We start from the raw sequence: 15,435 nt of genomic DNA on the forward strand, positions 1-15,435 counted from the left end.
TTGTTATGACGGTACAAAGGCGCCGCGCGGTGCTTTGGGGGGCGCTGGTTGTGCTTCTGGGCATCGGGCTTGCCTATGCCTTCTGGCCGCGCCCGGTCTCCGTGGACTTCGTTCTTGCCGGTGAGGGCCCGCTGGTGGTCACCGTCGGCGAGGAGGGGGAGACCCGGGTGCGCGATGTCTTTGTGCTGTCGGCGCCGGTGACGGGCTACATGCGGCGCATCGAACACGACGTCGGCGACTTACTCGAAGCCAGACTGACGGAGGTCGCGCAGATCGAACCGATCGACCCCACCTTTCTCGACGTGCGCAGCGCGACGCAGGCCGAGGCAGCGGTCGAAGCGGCGCAGGCAGCCCGCAGCCTCGCGGTCGCAGAGGTGGAAATGGCGGCAGCCGAGTTGGACTTCGCGGAAGCAGAGCTGGAACGCGCGCGCCGGCTGATCGCCTCCGCCACCATTTCGGAGCGCGCGCTCGACGATGCGGAGCGGGTCTTCAGGACCAAACGCGCCGCGCTGTCGACCGCCGAGGCTGGCCTGCGCATGCGCGACTGGGAACTGGAGCGCGCCCGTGCGGAACTGGTTTCTCCCGCCACGGCTCAGCGCAGCTACGATGCCTGCGATTGCGTGGTGATGACGTCGCCGGTCAGTGGACAGATCCTGCGCATTCATCAGGAAAGCGAGGGTGTGGTGACCTCGGGCCAGGCGCTGATCGATATCGGCAATCCGCGCGATCTCGAGATCGTCGTCGATCTCCTGTCGGAGGACGCAGTAAAGGTCGAAGCCGGTCAGCGCGTGATCATCGAAGACTGGGGCGGTCCCGAGGACCTGCAGGGCCGTGTCAGACGCATTGAGCCGACAGGCTTCACAAAGGTTTCGGCCCTGGGCATCGAAGAGCAACGGGTGAACGTGATCATCGACATCACCGATCCGCCAGAGGCCTGGGCCCGCCTGGGCCACGGCTACCGCGTCGAGGTGCGGATCGTCCTCTGGGAGAGCGAGTCGGTGCTTAAGGTTCCGCTGACGGCGCTGTTCCGCAACGGCGGCGACTGGGCCGTCTTCGTCGAGGATGGCGGACGCGCGCGGCGCCAGGCGGTCACCGTCGGCCGGCGGACGGATCTGGAGGCCCAGGTGCTGGACGGCCTGGAGGACGGTGTCCGCGTTGTGCTCTACCCCAGCGACCGGGTTGTCGAGGGGGTTGGGCTGACGGCACGCGATGACAGCGATTGAGGCTGCCGCATCTGTCGCCTCCCGGCCCTTTGTACACCAACTTGATGTACGTCAACGACGTTGCCGGCGCAGTCCCCGAAGCTCTGCGCTGTTGTTTTTCTTCACAGGCACTCGATCCATGAGGGTTCTGCCACTCACCGAAGGCAAGGTCAGTCAAGCCTATCCGCTGGCCCAGCTGCGTCATCCACAGCTCTCTCTGGAGGCCTGGACGCAGTTCGCTGCCTCCCATGTCACCCCGGCGCTGCCGCTTGAGCGCGGCATCCTGACAGCCCAGGACGAGCGCGGCACAATCTATGCCTTGCTCGCCTATACCATCGACCCGGACCTCGACCATGGTCGTGCGTTGGTTGCGCGCGAAGTCATTGCCGCCGCTCCCTTGCGCCGCACCTGCAGCATGGCGGTCGCCGTGTTGGTTCAGGAGACGGAGAGGCTGGCGCGGGAGAAGCATTGCATGGCGCTCAGAACGCGTCTTGGCATGGCAGGGCCACGTCGTCCGGAGCGGGCGCTCCATGCGCCCCTGCTGGCGGAGGGACATGCACCGGATCATGTGATGTTGTGCAAGACTCTGATCGGACACTGACCCGATCCTGCCGGCATTCGATGGGATATCGCTGTTCCGAAATCGCACAGCAATGTTCCCGTGTGGTGTCTTTCCTCGACCCCGGACCCGCTGCGCCGGCCAATTTCTGAAACTGAGGCTGAGCTTGCGGTTGAGCGTCGCTGCGGCCCCTTTTTTCACACGCTTTTCGAGGCTCGGAGGAGTTGAACGGCAGCCGGTGCGCAGGATAATACATCCCGTCAATCGTCCGCAGAGGCGACAGAGGGCCACGTCGCGTGAAGTCGACCGCGTGAAGCCCTAGGCCGGTGCATTGAGAGGGCCCGGCGCAGCAAGGGGATAGGGATATGCCTCGACCATTGGCCGGCGCCGCGGTGCGTGTCGGCGAGCGATTTCAGGAGATGCGGGCAACGGCCCGACAGTGGGAAGTCGAGTCCTTCTTTACCGACGCCCGCGCAATCAACCACGTGTCGTTGCGGGACACGCTCGACCCCTCGCGCCGGGTGACGCTGTCCTGTTCCGTGCTCATGGACCGCAGCCGCTTCCGGCCGCTCGGTTCCGGGTGATCCACTTCACCTGACCGGTCCTCCCAGGGACCAGTCCCCGCAACTCTGCCCGAGCGTTTTGGAATTGCGTCGCATTAACCGGGATTTGCCCCAGTTTGCGGCGGTTATTAACGAATGCTTCAGGCTGTTGCGACATTATTGGGACATGATTTTCGGTTTTCTGTCGCGTCTTTCCAACCCCCGCCAAGAGCGCCGCGGCGAACCGCGCGGTTCTCATCTGAAGGGTTTCATCTCCATAGACGGCTGTGACTATCCCCTGAAGGACTGGTCGCGGCGCGGATTTTCCGCGACCGGATACCGTGCCGGACACTATCCCGGCGACAAGGTGGACATGTCGGTGCGGGTCGACCTCGCCGAAGACCCGCTGATCTTCGCCTGCCGCGCCGTGGTGGTCTGGGTCGACCGCGACCGGCGGGAGATCGCCGGGGTCTTCACGCATATGGATATGCAGATCCAGGAGCGGATCATGACGGCGATCTTTGCGCGGGCCAGTGGGGCCAGCGAGAACAGCGCCTGTGCGCCGCTGCCCAGGGCACAGAACGCTGAGGCGGCCCCCACCCAAGACGAAGCACGCCTGCAGGCCTGACGACGGCCGCGGCCTTGCCTCTTCGCGCCGGCGCGGCCCTCTTCTATTTCTTTCGAAACCGTTCCGGCAGCTTTTCCAGGATCGCTGTCTTCTCTTCCGCCGACAGGATCGGCCAGTCCCGGATTTCGTCGATGTGGCGGCCGCAGCCGATGCAGCAGTCGTTCTTGGGATCGACCTGACAGACCTGGATGCAGGGCGAGGGGACAGAGGTGTCGAGCCCGCGGCGCGCCCTTTCACGCCTCTGGGCGCGTCGCCGGGCGCGCCGGGCCGCACGAAGCGCCGCCGGGTCCTCTGCATCGTTGGTCCCGGCAGGGGACGTTTCGGCAGGGGACGTTTCGGCAGGGGACGTTTCGGCGGGAGGTGTCTCCGCGGTGAGCGCCGGTCTCTCCGTGCGGTCGTCGTCGGGCTGGCGTCCAGGGCTCAAGGCCGTTTCCTCTGCTTTCAACCCGGGTTCCGGCGCGGCCGCCGGACCCTGCTGTTCGGCCATTAGCAGAGAGCAAAGGTGTTTTGCAAGCCGTAGAGCCGTGCCTATGATTACGCGGCGCGGCGCCTCTGGGACGGGCGGCGGCGTGCGGAGTCTCCAGGAAGGCTGCGGGGGCGGAGCCGCAGGCAGGTGTTCGAAGGGGTGACGGGATCGGTATGGTCCGGCGCTTGCGGTTGATCAGTGGCTTGGTGCTGTTCGGCTATGTGCTGACGCACCTGCTGAACCATGCCCTGGGGCTGGTATCCTTTGACGCGCTGGAGGCGGGCGGCAGAGCCTTCACCGCTTTCTGGCGATCCTGGCCGCTGACGATCCTGCTGTACGGCGCCCTGCTCGTTCATCTGGCGCTGGCCCTGGTCGCCATCTTTACCAGGGAACGCCTGATGATGGAGCCTGCCGAGGCTCTGCGCTACCTGATGGGCGTGCTGATCGTTCCCCTGGCCGCCCTGCACGTGCTGGGGACGCGCTTCACCCACGCGGTCTACGGCCTCGACGACAGCTATCTCTACATCGTCACCGTCCAGGTGGTTTTCGATGTCGCCATCGCCATTCAGCAAGCAGCCCTTGTGGTGGTGGTGTGGCTGCATGGCTGTATCGGGCTGCACCTCTGGCTCCGGCTGAAACCCTGGTACGGACGCATCGTGTCCTATGCGCTGGCCCTGGCCATTCTGATCCCTACCCTGTCCCTGGGCGGGTACCTCTTCGCGGCGCGCGAGGTGTTGCGTCTGGCGGAAGACCCCGACTGGGTGGGGCAGGTCCTGCGCCAGGCCAACGTTCCCTCTTCCGAGGCAATCGCTGAGATCGGGCTGCTGCGCGACAGTCTCGTGATCGGGTTCTTTGGGCTGCTGGCGCTGACCCTCGTGGCGCGCCTGCTGTGGCGGATCTGGAAGCGCCGCCGCGGCATGGTCCGGCTGACCTATCCGGGCGCGCGCCGCGTGACCGTCGCGAAGGGCACCACGGTCCTGGATGCCAGCCGCCTGGGCGGTATCGCCCATGCCTCGGTCTGTGGGGGCCGCGGGCGCTGCTCGACCTGCCGGGTGCGGGTCGGCCGCGGTGGCGCCGCGCTGCCGCCGCCCAGCGGCGAGGAGCGGCGCGTTCTGGCGCGCGTCGGTGCGGCGCCGAACGTCCGCCTGGCCTGCCAGACCGCTGTCCTTGCCGACTGCGAGGTGACACCCCTGCTGCCGCCGGCCAGCGGTCCCCGTGCGGCGCGGCCCCGGCCCGGCTATCTGCAGGGCGACGAACGGGAGATTGCAATCCTCTTTGCCGACCTGCGCGGCTTCACGACCCTGTCCGAGGACCGGCTGCCCTACGACGTGGTCTTCATTCTCAACCGCTATTTCACGGCCATGGGGACCGCTGTCGAGGACGCCGGCGGGCGCATCGACAAGTTCATCGGCGACGGTGTGATGGCCCTCTTCGGCATTGAAAAGGGGATCGCCGCAGGCAGCCGCAACGCCATGGAGGCCGCGCGCCTGATGGCCAAGTCCCTCGACGAACTGAACCGCAGTCTCGCCTCGGACCTGGAGCAGCCGTTGCGCATCGGGATCGGCCTTCACTCCGGCGCGGCCATCGTCGGCGAGATGGGCTATGGGCGCGCCACCTCTGTGACGGCGATCGGTGATGCCGTCAACACGGCAAGCCGCCTGGAGGCGCTCACCAAGGACTATGCTGCCCAGCTTATCGTCTCGGCGCCGCTGGCGGCCCATGCCGGGCTCGATCTCAGCCCCTTTCCCAGGCACCAGATCGACGTGCGCGGCCGTTCGGCGCCGCTGGACATCCACGTTCTGGCAGATGCCCAGATGCTGCCGGCGCCGGCCGGGGACGCCTGAAACAGATCCGCTCTAGCTGCCCACCTTGGCCTTGTAGGCGGCGATGGCGTTCTTCAGCTCCGTGTACTCCTTGCAGCCGAAGAAGCAGGCGTCGTCGAGGACGTCGAGCCGTTCCTGCGCCTTCTCCAGATCGCCCAGCTTCAGGTAGAGCTCGCCCAGGTACTCGTTGGCACCGCGATGGCGCGGCTGCAGCCGCAAGGCGGTCTCGTAGTGGCCGAGCGCAACGTCGATACTGCCGAGCTGGCGATGGCTGTAGCCGAGAAGATTGAAGGCGTCGGCGTTTTCCTGGTCCTTGGCGACGATGCCCTCGAGCACGGGGATGGCGGCCTCGTACTTGCCGTCCTCGACAAGCTGTTCGGCCTGGGCGTAGGCCGGATCGGCCTTGGCCTTGTTCGCGGCCGACGAGGCGCTGCTGTCAGCCAGGGCCGGCCCCGTTGCGACGATAAAGGCAAGAGCCGCGGGAAAGAAAAGTCGGGTCAGCATCTGCATCGTATCTCCAATCCTTCTCGCTGCATCCCGGCGGTCACCTTAGGCAGCGACCGGCCCGGATACCTCATGTCCACGGCGCGGGCCTACTATGATCGGCACCACGCCGACCACCAAGTCAAAAGCGGTTGATCGTGCCAGCGGCAGCGCTACCGGGCGGCGCTTTGCCTGTGAATGTTCGTCTGCTCATGAAAGCCGGTCTGTTCCGCCGGCAGGACGCGCTCCACCGCTGACAGAATCTCCTGCGAAACCGGGCGGATGCGCGACGGCCAGCCCGCGACCAGTGCGCCGTCGGGATCAATCAGAACCTTGTGGAAGTTCCAGCGCGGCGTGCCCTGCCGGCCCAGTTCCGCCGCGAACCAGCGGTAGAGCGGGTGCGCCTCCGGGCCGACGACCTGTTGCTTCTCGGTCATCGGGAAGTCGATGCCGAAGTGAACCTCGCAGAACTCCTTGATCTGCGCTTCGCTGCCGGGCTCCTGACCGCCGAAGTCGTTGGAGGGTACGCCCAGCACCACAAGGCCGCGGTCGCGGTAACGGTCCCAGAGGTCCTGCAGGTCGGCATACTGTGGCGTGAAGCCGCATTGCGAGGCTGTGTTGACCACCAGCACCGCCTTGCCCGCATAGTCGGAGAGGGCCAGAGGCTCTCCCTCGATGGAGGTGAAGGTGAAGTCTTGCGTGCTGCCGGGTTCGGCGATGGCAGGGCCTGTGAACAGCAGGCCGGCTGCAGCCAGAACACCCATCGCGACTCTGCGCATAGCCATGGACCGGAAGCCTCCTGGGCAAGTCGGTGGCGCTGTATGAACACTCCTTATGTAGCCCTTGCGAATGCCCGGACAAGCCGGATGTTTTGACGCCTTTCAAAGGGCGCCGGCCTTGCTAAGCTCGCCGCCGCCGTGTTTTCCCAGGGAGAGCCCAGGATGGAGCTGACCGCCATGTTCGTGGCCGCCGCGCTGGTGCTGGCGGGCACCGTCAAGGGCGCGGTCGGCCTGGGGCTGCCGCCCATCGCTATGGGTTTCATGGTCCTCGTCATGCCGCCGGTGGAAGCTGCGGCCTTGCTCGTCATCCCGGCTTTTTTCACCAACGCCTGGCAGATGCTCATGGGCCCGCACCTGCGCGCTCTGCTGCGCCGCGTCTGGCCGCTTCTGGTCGGTGCCTTTCTGTGCACCTTGCTTGGGGCCGACTGGCTGACCGAGGAAAACGCGCGGATTGGCACCATCATCCTTGGGGTTGTTCTGGCGGCCTACGCGGCAAGCAGCCTGGTGTCGCTTCAGGTGACCATCGGCAAAGCTCAACAGGGGTGGTTCGGCGCCCTGGCCGGCGGGCTGACGGGCCTTGTCACCGCCGCCACCGGGGTCTCGTCCATGCCCATGGTGCCCTACATGCAGGCCATCGGCCTGGAGAAGGACGAATTGATCCAGGCCATGGGCCTTTCGTTCACGGTGTCCAGCGTGGCACTGGCCATCAATCTGGCCTCGGTCCAGGCCCTCTCCTGGTCCCTGGGACCAGCGGTTGCCGGGGCGCTGGCGGCCGTGACTCTGGGCCTGTGGCTCGGCCAGATCGTCCGCCGGCGGCTCAACCCGGCGACCTTCCGCACTTTGTTCCTGATTGTTCTGCTGGTGCTGGGCCTCTATCTCGCTCTGCGGTCCCTGCTCGCGTGACGACCCTTTCCTAACGGGGGCCGGCCTCGGTCAGCAGGGTTGCCGGGTCCTCGCAGTCGATGACGCGCCGGGCGGTGTCGTAGTCGAAGCCCTGGCGCCCGAGGGCGGCGAGGTCCCGCTCGCGCCGTTCGGCTCGTGCTTCGCTGCGGAAGGGCCCGAGGCGCCGCCGCCGGGCGTAGGTCACGGCCGCCGTCAGGTCCGTGCCGACCTCGTCTTCATCCGCCTCGGTCAGGGTGGTCTCGATCAGGTCCTGGGAGAGGCCCTTGGCGGCGAGGCGGGCCCGCACCATGGCCAGGGAGCACCCTCTGGCGCGCAGGCTGCGCAGGCGCTCGCGGGCGAAGCGGGCATCGTCCAACACCCCGGCAGCGGTGAGGCGTTGTATCAGCCGCTCCACCGCGGCCGCGCCTTCGGCTGCATCGGTGCCGTGCACCCGCGACGACAGTGTGACCTTGGCCAGCAGCAGACGCCGCAAGTGTCCGGAGGCCGCGTCGTAGCGGTCGAGATAGCGCAGTGCCGCCCGTTCCAGCGCTTCGGGGCTGGCTTTCAGCGGCTGGCGCCGACGCTTGCGCCGCGCCCCCTTCGCCTCGTCTTCAGGACGTTCACGGCCCTGGCTGCTTCCCGTTTCGCTCACCTCGGCGTGCTCCCCGACTGGCGGAGCGCGCGCTCAGCGTGGCTTTCCGCGCCTTGCTTGCGCCCGCCGACGCCTGGGATTATGTCATCCACCATGGAACATCACCCCGTCTCGCTCGCCGCCGCCTCCGTGCGCCGCATGGGGCCGGTCAACTGGCGCGGCCTGTGGACCCTCTACATGAAGGAAGTGCGCCGCTTCCTCAACGTTTTTACCCAGACGCTGCTGGCGCCGATGGTGACGACGCTGCTGTTTCTGGCGATTTTCACCCTGGCGCTGGGCGGTGGCGGCCGCCAGGTGGGCGGTGTCGACTTCGCGGTGTTTCTGGCGCCCGGCCTGATCATGATGGCGATGGTGCAGAACGCCTTTGCCAACACCTCCTCCTCGCTGGTGATCGCCAAGGTGCAGGGCAACATCGTCGACATCCTCATGCCGCCGCTGTCGCCGGGCGAGCTGACGCTGGGCATCGCCGCCGGCGGGGTCACCCGCGGGCTGATGGTGGGGCTGGCGGTGGGCCTGGGCATGTGGCTTTTCGTTCCCATCCCGATCCATGCGCCGCACTTCATCGTCTATCACGCAGTCATGGCCTCGCTGATGCTGGCGCTGCTCGGCATGATCGGCGGCATCTGGTCCGAGAAGTTCGATCACATCGCGGCGGTGACCAACTTCGTCATCACGCCGTTCTCATTCCTCTCCGGCACCTTCTATTCGATCGAGCGCCTGCCGCCGGTCTGGCAGACGGTGGCCCACTTCAATCCCTTCTTCTACATGATCGACGGCTTCCGCTACGGCTTCATCGGGCATGCGGACGGATCGCTCGCCATTGGCCTTGTGGTCATGGCACTGTTCAACGTCTTCCTCTGGACGGTGACCCACCGGATGTTCGCCACCGGATATCGCCTGAAGCCGTGAGGGGCCGATGAACGCGAACGAGACATGAGTCTGCGCCAAACGGTTCCTCCGCGCGGCATGCTGGCGTTTCGCAGCTGGCGGCCGCTGCACTTCCGGCGTTTCAATGCGCGGGGTTTCTGGACCCACTACTATCACCGCGGCGTGCTGCGCTTTTACCGCTTCGGCCTGGAACTGCTGGTGGGTCCGCTGGTTTCCAGCCTGCTGTTCATTCTCGTCTTCGGCGTCGCCCAGAACGAGCACAGCACCATCGTACCCGGTGTCGGCCTCATCGCCTTCATCGCGCCGGGGATCATCCTCTACGCCATCGCCCACACCGCTTTCCAGAATGCCGCGGCGATGCTGGTCTTCGAGAAGATGGAGGGCATGATCAGCGACGTGCAGATGGCACCGCTGAGCCCGCTGGAGCTGGTTGCCGGCTATGCCCTCTCGTCGGCGACCTGCGGGCTCTCAGTGGGTGTACTGCTTGGCATCGCGGCGGCGATCTTTGTGGATTTTTCATACTTCGATGCAAGCTTGGTGATCGGTTTCGCCTGCGCCACCGCCCTGTTCTTCGGTCTGCTGGGGACCGTGGTCGGGATCTGGGCCGAGCGCTGGGACCACTATTCCGCGGTGGAAGGCTTCCTCATAGCGCCTCTCGGCCTGCTGTCGGGGACCTTCTTCTCGGTCGAACGCCTGCCGGAGGCCTTTAGAGAGTGGATCTATTACAACCCGGTCTTCTATGCCATCGACGGCTTCCGCGCCGGGCTCATCGGCTATGCGGAGTCTTCGCAGGCACTGGGGATCGGGCTGCTGCTCGGCCTCTCGGCCCTGCTGGCCCTGCTTGGTTGGCGGCTGTTCGCAATCGGCTACAAGATCCGGCCCTGACCGGGCCGCGGGCGACTCCGGAGGCCCTTTCATGAAACGACTCCCGTTCCTCTTCGCGGGCCGGGTGGCCCTGCAGTTCGTGGCCTTTGTCCTGCTGGCGGCCGCGATGGCAGTATCGGCGGCGGTACCGGCGGCGGCCGATTCCACGAAGTACGCCGAGGGCATCTTCTGGAAGGTGCAGCGCGACGGCGGGCCAGCAAGCCACGTCCTGGGCACCCTGCATTCGACCGATCCGCGGCTGCGCGACCTGCCGGAGCAGATCCGCCAGCCCTTCATGGCGGCCCGCGACGTGGTCTTCGAACTGCCGCAGGACCCGCAGGGCCAGGCCCGCCTGCAGCAGGCCATGGCCCTGCCCCAGGGGCGGCGCCTGGACGACATCCTGGGACCCGATCTCTTCGGCGCGGTGGCTGAGGTTGCCGCCCGCTACGGGTTTCAGCCCCAGATGCTGCGGCCCTTGAAGCCCTGGGCCCTGAGCACCTTCCTCATCTTTCCGCAAGCCGAGATGGCGCGCCTCGCACAGGGCGAGAAGGTGCTGGACGACTGGCTGCGCAGCGAGGCGCTGCGCCTGAACAAGGCGGTGCACGGCCTGGAAAGCTATGCAGAGCAGATCGCGATCTTCGACGACATGACCGAAGCGGAGCAGGTCGCCATGGTGAGCGAACTCGTGGCCGACAGCGGTCAACTGGAAGCCACCTTCAACGCCATGCTGAACGACTATTTGAAGGGGCAGGTCGGCGCCATCATGGCGCAGCTCAACGATCTCGAAGGGGTCAGCGACCCGGAGGCGGCGCGGCGCTTTCAGCAGCGCCTGTTCTTCGACCGCAACATCACCATGGCCGCGCGGATGGAGCGCTTCCTGCAGCGCGGCGGCGCTTTCGTCGCCATCGGCGCCGGCCATCTGCCCGGCGAGGCCGGGGTGCTCGATCTCCTGGAACGGCAGGGCTACCGCATCACGCGGGTCTATTAGGACGGCGTGTCCTCCTCCGGTTTGCCGAAATCTTAAGACATCCCGGCCAGACTGACGCACAACCGGCGATTGACCCCCTCGCTGGGCGGGCCGGCCCTGGACGCAACGCCAACCCCGGGATGCCGTCATGACTGCGCTGCGCAAGCGCCTCCGCTTCAACCCGCTCCTGCGCCCAAGCCTGGGCTTTGCCCTCCTTGCCGTCTTTTTGTTGCTGTGGCCCGGCTTTGCCGCCGCGGTGGACCCGCATGCCGTCCGCCACGGCGAAGGCCGGCTGTGGCGGGTCGAGCGCAGCGGCGCGCCGGCCAGCCACATCATGGGCACCATCCATATCGCCGATCCGCGGGTGCGCGATCTGCCGCGCCCGATCCTGCGGGCCTTCAAGTCCTCCCGGCGCGCCGCCTTCGAGCTGCTGGTGGGCCCCGCGGAGCGCCAGGAGATCACCACCAGCAGGCGGCTGCCGCAGGGGCGTTCGCTGGCTGCTGTGCTGGGCCGGGAGACCTATGAGAAGGCCGTGAAACATGCGCAGCGCTATGGGCTGCCCGAGGACGCCATCGAGGGTCTCAGGCCCTCCTCCCTGGCGTTCCTGTTCCAGATCTCGCCGGAGGAGTTCCGCCGCCAGATGGACGGCGACCTGGTGCTGGATGCCTGGCTGATCCAGTACGCCTACGATCTGGGGATGCAGGTGGTCGCCCTGGAGCACATCGAAGAGCAGCTCTCTCTTCTGACCGACACCTCCCTGGAGGAGGAGGCGGAGATGCTGCGCCAGGTCCTCGTGAAGCTGGAGGAGCGGCCCGGCGCGCGCAGCGAGCTCATCGACAGCTACCTGGCCGGCAACATGTCGCCGGTTTACCAGCTGGTCGAGCGCATGGCGCGGGAGAACGCGGAGCCGGGCGCCCGGGCCTTCAAGGAGCAGTTCCTGGATGCCCGCAACCGCACCATGGTGAACCGCATGATCCCGCTGCTGAAGCAGGGGCGCGCCTTCATCGCGGTCGGCGCCCTCCACATGCCTGGTGACGAGGGCATTCTCCACCTCCTGGAACAGCAGGGATTCCGGGTGACGCGGGTCTATTAGCCCCTTCTGTCGGTCCTCGGCCGACGATGATGTGCGGTTGAGTTGTCAAGCTTCCTTTTTCGCCTCGAAGGTGCAAAGCTCTCGGCCGAGCGGTTGTCTCCACGCCGGACAGTCGTCTTCGCAGTGCACTGTCGAGGGGTTGGTCCATGCGATTCGCAGAGTTCTTTTCGTCGCGCCTGAGCACCCTTTGGGTTGCGCTGGTTGTTGTTCTGGCCGTTGCCGCCTGTGCGCCGCGCGAGCCCATACCGCTGCCCGAACGCCCGAGCATACCCTTCGGCGAGGGGCGCATCTGGAAGGTGGAAGGCGACGACACTGCGCCCAGCTACGTCTTTGGCACCTATCACATCTCCGACCCGCGGGTGCTCGATATTCCCGATGCGGCCGAGCGCGCCTTCAGGAACGCGGAGATCGCCGTGTTCGAATACAAGAAGGAGCGGGGCAAGGACCCGGACCCCATCGATAGAGACCTGACGAAGCTGCCTTCGGACATGACGCTGAAAGGGCTCGTCGGCGCCGGCACCTACGGCAGGCTGAAGTCCATCATGGAAAGCCGTGGGTACCGCCCGCGCAACGATGTGAAGCCCTGGGTGTTCTGGCGCTATCTCGGCGGCTACCGCGGAACCTTCTACACCACCGACGATGAGTCCGATCCGACGAGGCCGGTGTTGGATGACTGGCTGCGGGAGCGGGCCTGGGACGCCGGCAAGCGGGTCGAAGGTTTTGAGACCTGGGAGGAGGGCTTCGCGAAGTTCAACACGATACCGATGGACATTCAGGTGGAGCTTCTCAGAGGCGCGGTCGAAAACTACTATAACCGCCGCGAAGGGGCGCCCACGGTGCAGTTCTATCTGGATGGCGATCTCGCGATGCTCCATGGGCTTTGGGAGGAGAGGATGAGCCGCTACTCTGCTGAGGCGGCTGAGACCTTGACGTTCCGGATCATCACCAACCGCAACCGGATCATGGCTGATGGCATGGAGCCCCTGATGCGGGAAGCCTCCACCTTCGTCGCGGTCGGCGCCGGCCACCTCTCGGGGGAGGATGGGATCCTGCGCATGCTGGAGCGGCGGGGCTACCGCGTGACGCGTGTTCACTAGGCACCGAAGGGGAGGTCCGGACATGACGCGCAGGATTGCAAGGCTCTGGCCGGCGCAGGGGACGCGACTGCTTGTGCTGCTGATGCTGGCCTTTGCGGTTGCGGCCTGTACACCACCCGAGCCCATACCGCTGCCCGAGCGGCCTGACGTTCCCTTCGGCCAGGGCCGCATCTGGCAGATCGACCGCGAAGGGCTGGAGCCCAGCTACGCCTTCGGGACAATGCATGTCGACGACCGCCGCGTAATGGATCTGCCAGATGCGGTCGAGGCGGCCTTTGCGAAAGCGGAGATTGCCGCCTTCGAGCTCTTGAGGGAGGACGAGGACGCGGTCATCGACGAGCTCTACGAAACAGAGCGGCTCCGCCTCAGCGGCGACCAGGACCTGGAAGACCTGATCGGCCCTGTCAGCTTCGGGATCCTGCGCTGGCACCTGAATCAGCGTGAGCTGGCACCGAACGCCGACATCAAACCCTGGGTCATGTGGCTCTATGTCGGTGGCGAGAACCTGGGGTATGTGGACTACGAGCGCCTTCAGCCCAGCGGTCACAACATGATCCTCGACGACTGGCTGGAATCGCGCGCCCACGATGCGGGCAAGGAGGTTGTCGGCCTGGAATCTCCGCAGGAGCAGTTCGACATCTATGACAAGATGCCGCTTGAGCATCAGGCGAACCTCCTGAAACTGACGCTCGATCACTACTCCAAGCGCAAGGCGCAGGCGCCGAAGTTCCAGTTCTATCTCGACGGCGATCTGGCGATGTTCGTTGCGCTCTGGGACGACTACCTGAGCCGGCTGGACCCTGAGACCGCAGCGATCATCGACGACCGCCTGATCACCGACCGCAACCGGATCATGGTCGAGCGCATGCTGCCGCTGATGCGCCGCGGGTCGACCTTCGTGGCCGTCGGTGCGGCGCACATGCCGGGGGAAGAAGGCATTCTGCGCCTGCTGGAAAAGCAGGGCTACACCATTACCCGCCTTCACTGAGACCGGTACCGGGGCTGCGGCCTTCAGCGGCGGTCAGCCAGCCTCAGTTCCATGTCCTGGTGCGGAATGCCGGCATCCAGATAGCGCCCGCCCACAGGCGTGAAACCGAGCCGCTCGTAAAACCCCAGTGCCTGCGTTTGCGCGCCGAGTCTCACCACCGCGAGCGAGGCCTCGCCGGTGAGCGCATCGACGATGTAGCGGATGAGTTGCGCCCCCAGCCCCTGGCCGCGATAGGCGGTTGCGACGCAGACCCGTTGGATCTTCGCGAGATCGCCGGAGGTCTTCACCCGTGCCGCCGCCACGGCACGGCCGTCGTCCACGGCGAGGACGTGGCGGCAGACCGGATCGAGGCCGTCGATCTCCTCCTCTTCGCTGACGCCCTGCTCGTCCATAAAGACCTTGCGTCTGAGGTCCAGGCAGAGGGCGATCTCCGCCTCGCTTTCGACGAACCCGATCTGCATTCAATTCCCCTGAGCCGCGTTCTGTTCGAACGGCAGGGCTAGCACAGTTTTGCCCGTCTCGTCCGCCCCCTCAGCGCCGGTCGGCCTGGGCGGTTTCGATGATCCAGTCGCGCACCGCCTCGGCCTGGGCGGGAAGCTCCGCCTCGCGCGACCAGATGAGGTGAAAGGCGGCGGCGGTCTGCCAGCACCAGGGGCCAACCTGGACCAGCAGGTCCTGGTGCAGCAGACCCGCGACGACATGGCGCCAGCCGAGTGCGATCCCCTCTCCGGCCATGGCCGCCTGCAGCACCAGCGCATAGTCGTTGAGACGCAGGCCGCCACCGCGGTCGCTGTAGTCGCCGCTTAAGGCCGTAAACCACTCGCGCCAGCCCGGCCGCGGGCGGAAGGGCTCTTCCAGATGGATCAGTTGCTGGGCCGCCAGATCGCCCAGGGTTGCAATCTCCGCCTGGGCGGCCGGCAAGCGCGGGCTGGCAACGGCGATCAGTTCCTCCTCGGCGATCTTCGCGGCGGCATAGCCGCGCCAGTTGCCGTCGCCTCGGCGCACCCCCAGGGTCACGCCCTCCTGGGCCAGGTCCAGGTCCTTGTCCGTGGTCTGCAGGCGCAGGTCGATGCCCGGATGCTGACGGTGGAAGTCCGCCAGGCGCGGCACCATCCAGTGGTTGGCGAAGGCGGTGGACACGGAGAGGGTCACATGGCTCTGCCGGCCCTGGCGCCGCAGCAGGCGGGCCGTTTCCAGGATCAGGCCGAGACCGGCGGAGACGTCGGCAAACAGCATCTCGCCGGCCTGGGTCAGGCTGACAGACCGGTGACCGCGGGCGAAGAGCCGCACGCCGAGGGCCTGCTCGAGCTGGCGCACTGCCAGGCTGACTGCCGGCTGGGACACGTTCAGCTCTTCGGCAGCCCGCGTGAAGGAGCGGTGCCGCGCGGCCACCTCGAAGACTCTGAGGTGATGCAGCGAATGCACCAGGTCCTGAACTTCATCCATAAGTGTAGTTTATGCAATGGCTCAGCTTTTTTGAAGGTCACAGCGCCGGAAACATCGCTTATTTCAGATTGTCCGT

The 15,435-nt window shown here is 66.2% G+C and carries 18 protein-coding genes; 12 read left to right on the top strand and 6 right to left on the bottom strand.

All coding sequences use genetic code 11. From position 1 onward, the window contains the following. The first annotated feature begins 5 nt into the window (after window positions 1-5). The 4 genes from Q0982_RS20575 (at window position 6) to Q0982_RS20590 (ending at window position 2,931) form a co-directional block, all read left to right on the top strand. Complete coding sequence (locus Q0982_RS20575; RefSeq protein ID WP_299399160.1) at window positions 6-1,223, top strand: efflux RND transporter periplasmic adaptor subunit; 1,218 nt, start codon at window positions 6-8, stop codon at window positions 1,221-1,223. 118 nt (window positions 1,224-1,341) lie between these two features. Continuing rightward, a complete protein-coding gene (locus Q0982_RS20580; protein ID WP_299399161.1) occupies window positions 1,342-1,803 on the top strand; it encodes a hypothetical protein in 462 nt (153 codons plus the stop codon). A 323-nt stretch (window positions 1,804-2,126) separates the two neighbouring features. Further along, complete coding sequence (locus Q0982_RS20585; RefSeq protein WP_299399162.1) at window positions 2,127-2,345, top strand: hypothetical protein; 219 nt, start codon at window positions 2,127-2,129, stop codon at window positions 2,343-2,345. Between the two features lie 145 nt (window positions 2,346-2,490). Next, a complete protein-coding gene (locus Q0982_RS20590) occupies window positions 2,491-2,931 on the top strand; it encodes a hypothetical protein (protein ID WP_299399163.1) in 441 nt (146 codons plus the stop codon). Window positions 2,932-2,974: 43 nt separating this feature from the next. Here the strand turns inward: Q0982_RS20590 and Q0982_RS20595 are convergent, their stop codons facing one another. Next, on the bottom strand, window positions 2,975-3,355 hold the full coding sequence (locus Q0982_RS20595; RefSeq protein ID WP_299399164.1) for a DUF1289 domain-containing protein: 381 nt from the start codon (window positions 3,353-3,355) through the stop codon (window positions 2,975-2,977). A gap of 233 nt (window positions 3,356-3,588) precedes the next feature. Between Q0982_RS20595 and Q0982_RS20600 the strand changes: the two genes are divergently transcribed. Beyond that, on the top strand, window positions 3,589-5,241 hold the full coding sequence (locus tag Q0982_RS20600; protein WP_299399168.1) for an adenylate/guanylate cyclase domain-containing protein: 1,653 nt from the start codon (window positions 3,589-3,591) through the stop codon (window positions 5,239-5,241). Window positions 5,242-5,253: 12 nt separating this feature from the next. Here the strand turns inward: Q0982_RS20600 and Q0982_RS20605 are convergent, their stop codons facing one another. Continuing rightward, window positions 5,254-5,724 carry a M48 family metallopeptidase gene (locus Q0982_RS20605; RefSeq protein WP_299399169.1) on the bottom strand — a complete coding sequence of 157 codons (471 nt, stop codon included), beginning with the start codon at window positions 5,722-5,724 and terminating at the stop codon, window positions 5,254-5,256. Between the two features lie 152 nt (window positions 5,725-5,876). Further along, on the bottom strand, window positions 5,877-6,488 hold the full coding sequence (locus Q0982_RS20610; RefSeq protein ID WP_299399171.1) for a glutathione peroxidase: 612 nt from the start codon (window positions 6,486-6,488) through the stop codon (window positions 5,877-5,879). A 156-nt stretch (window positions 6,489-6,644) separates the two neighbouring features. Here Q0982_RS20610 and Q0982_RS20615 point away from each other — a divergent pair, with 156 nt between their 5' ends. After that, window positions 6,645-7,385, top strand: coding sequence for a sulfite exporter TauE/SafE family protein (locus tag Q0982_RS20615; protein ID WP_299399172.1), 741 nt, complete (start codon window positions 6,645-6,647; stop codon window positions 7,383-7,385). 10 nt (window positions 7,386-7,395) lie between these two features. Here Q0982_RS20615 and Q0982_RS20620 read toward each other — a convergent pair whose 3' ends face one another. Next, window positions 7,396-8,016, bottom strand: a complete 621-nt coding sequence (locus Q0982_RS20620; protein WP_299399173.1) for a regulatory protein RecX — start codon at window positions 8,014-8,016, stop codon at window positions 7,396-7,398. A 93-nt stretch (window positions 8,017-8,109) separates the two neighbouring features. On the opposite strand from Q0982_RS20620, the gene Q0982_RS20625 reads away from it, so the two are divergent. From Q0982_RS20625 to Q0982_RS20650, 6 genes are all read left to right on the top strand, one after another. Beyond that, a complete protein-coding gene (locus Q0982_RS20625; RefSeq protein WP_299399174.1) occupies window positions 8,110-8,925 on the top strand; it encodes an ABC transporter permease in 816 nt (271 codons plus the stop codon). A gap of 24 nt (window positions 8,926-8,949) precedes the next feature. Further along, window positions 8,950-9,789, top strand: a complete 840-nt coding sequence (locus Q0982_RS20630) for an ABC transporter permease (RefSeq protein WP_299399175.1) — start codon at window positions 8,950-8,952, stop codon at window positions 9,787-9,789. 31 nt (window positions 9,790-9,820) lie between these two features. Continuing rightward, on the top strand, window positions 9,821-10,756 hold the full coding sequence (locus Q0982_RS20635) for a TraB/GumN family protein (protein ID WP_299399176.1): 936 nt from the start codon (window positions 9,821-9,823) through the stop codon (window positions 10,754-10,756). A gap of 127 nt (window positions 10,757-10,883) precedes the next feature. After that, window positions 10,884-11,828 carry a TraB/GumN family protein gene (locus Q0982_RS20640; protein ID WP_299399177.1) on the top strand — a complete coding sequence of 315 codons (945 nt, stop codon included), beginning with the start codon at window positions 10,884-10,886 and terminating at the stop codon, window positions 11,826-11,828. Between the two features lie 146 nt (window positions 11,829-11,974). Further along, complete coding sequence (locus Q0982_RS20645) at window positions 11,975-12,925, top strand: TraB/GumN family protein (protein WP_299399178.1); 951 nt, start codon at window positions 11,975-11,977, stop codon at window positions 12,923-12,925. A 22-nt stretch (window positions 12,926-12,947) separates the two neighbouring features. Then, window positions 12,948-13,913: a TraB/GumN family protein gene (locus Q0982_RS20650; protein WP_299399179.1), complete on the top strand. Its 966-nt coding sequence runs from the start codon at window positions 12,948-12,950 to the stop codon at window positions 13,911-13,913. Window positions 13,914-13,936: 23 nt separating this feature from the next. Here the strand turns inward: Q0982_RS20650 and Q0982_RS20655 are convergent, their stop codons facing one another. Then, a complete protein-coding gene (locus Q0982_RS20655) occupies window positions 13,937-14,374 on the bottom strand; it encodes a GNAT family N-acetyltransferase (RefSeq protein WP_299399180.1) in 438 nt (145 codons plus the stop codon). Between the two features lie 70 nt (window positions 14,375-14,444). Next, window positions 14,445-15,359: a LysR substrate-binding domain-containing protein gene (locus tag Q0982_RS20660; protein WP_299399181.1), complete on the bottom strand. Its 915-nt coding sequence runs from the start codon at window positions 15,357-15,359 to the stop codon at window positions 14,445-14,447. Window positions 15,360-15,435 lie beyond the last annotated feature (76 nt).

This window comes from Pelagibius sp. (assembly GCF_028281305.1).
Taxonomy (GTDB): Bacteria; Pseudomonadota; Alphaproteobacteria; order Kiloniellales; family Kiloniellaceae; genus Pelagibius.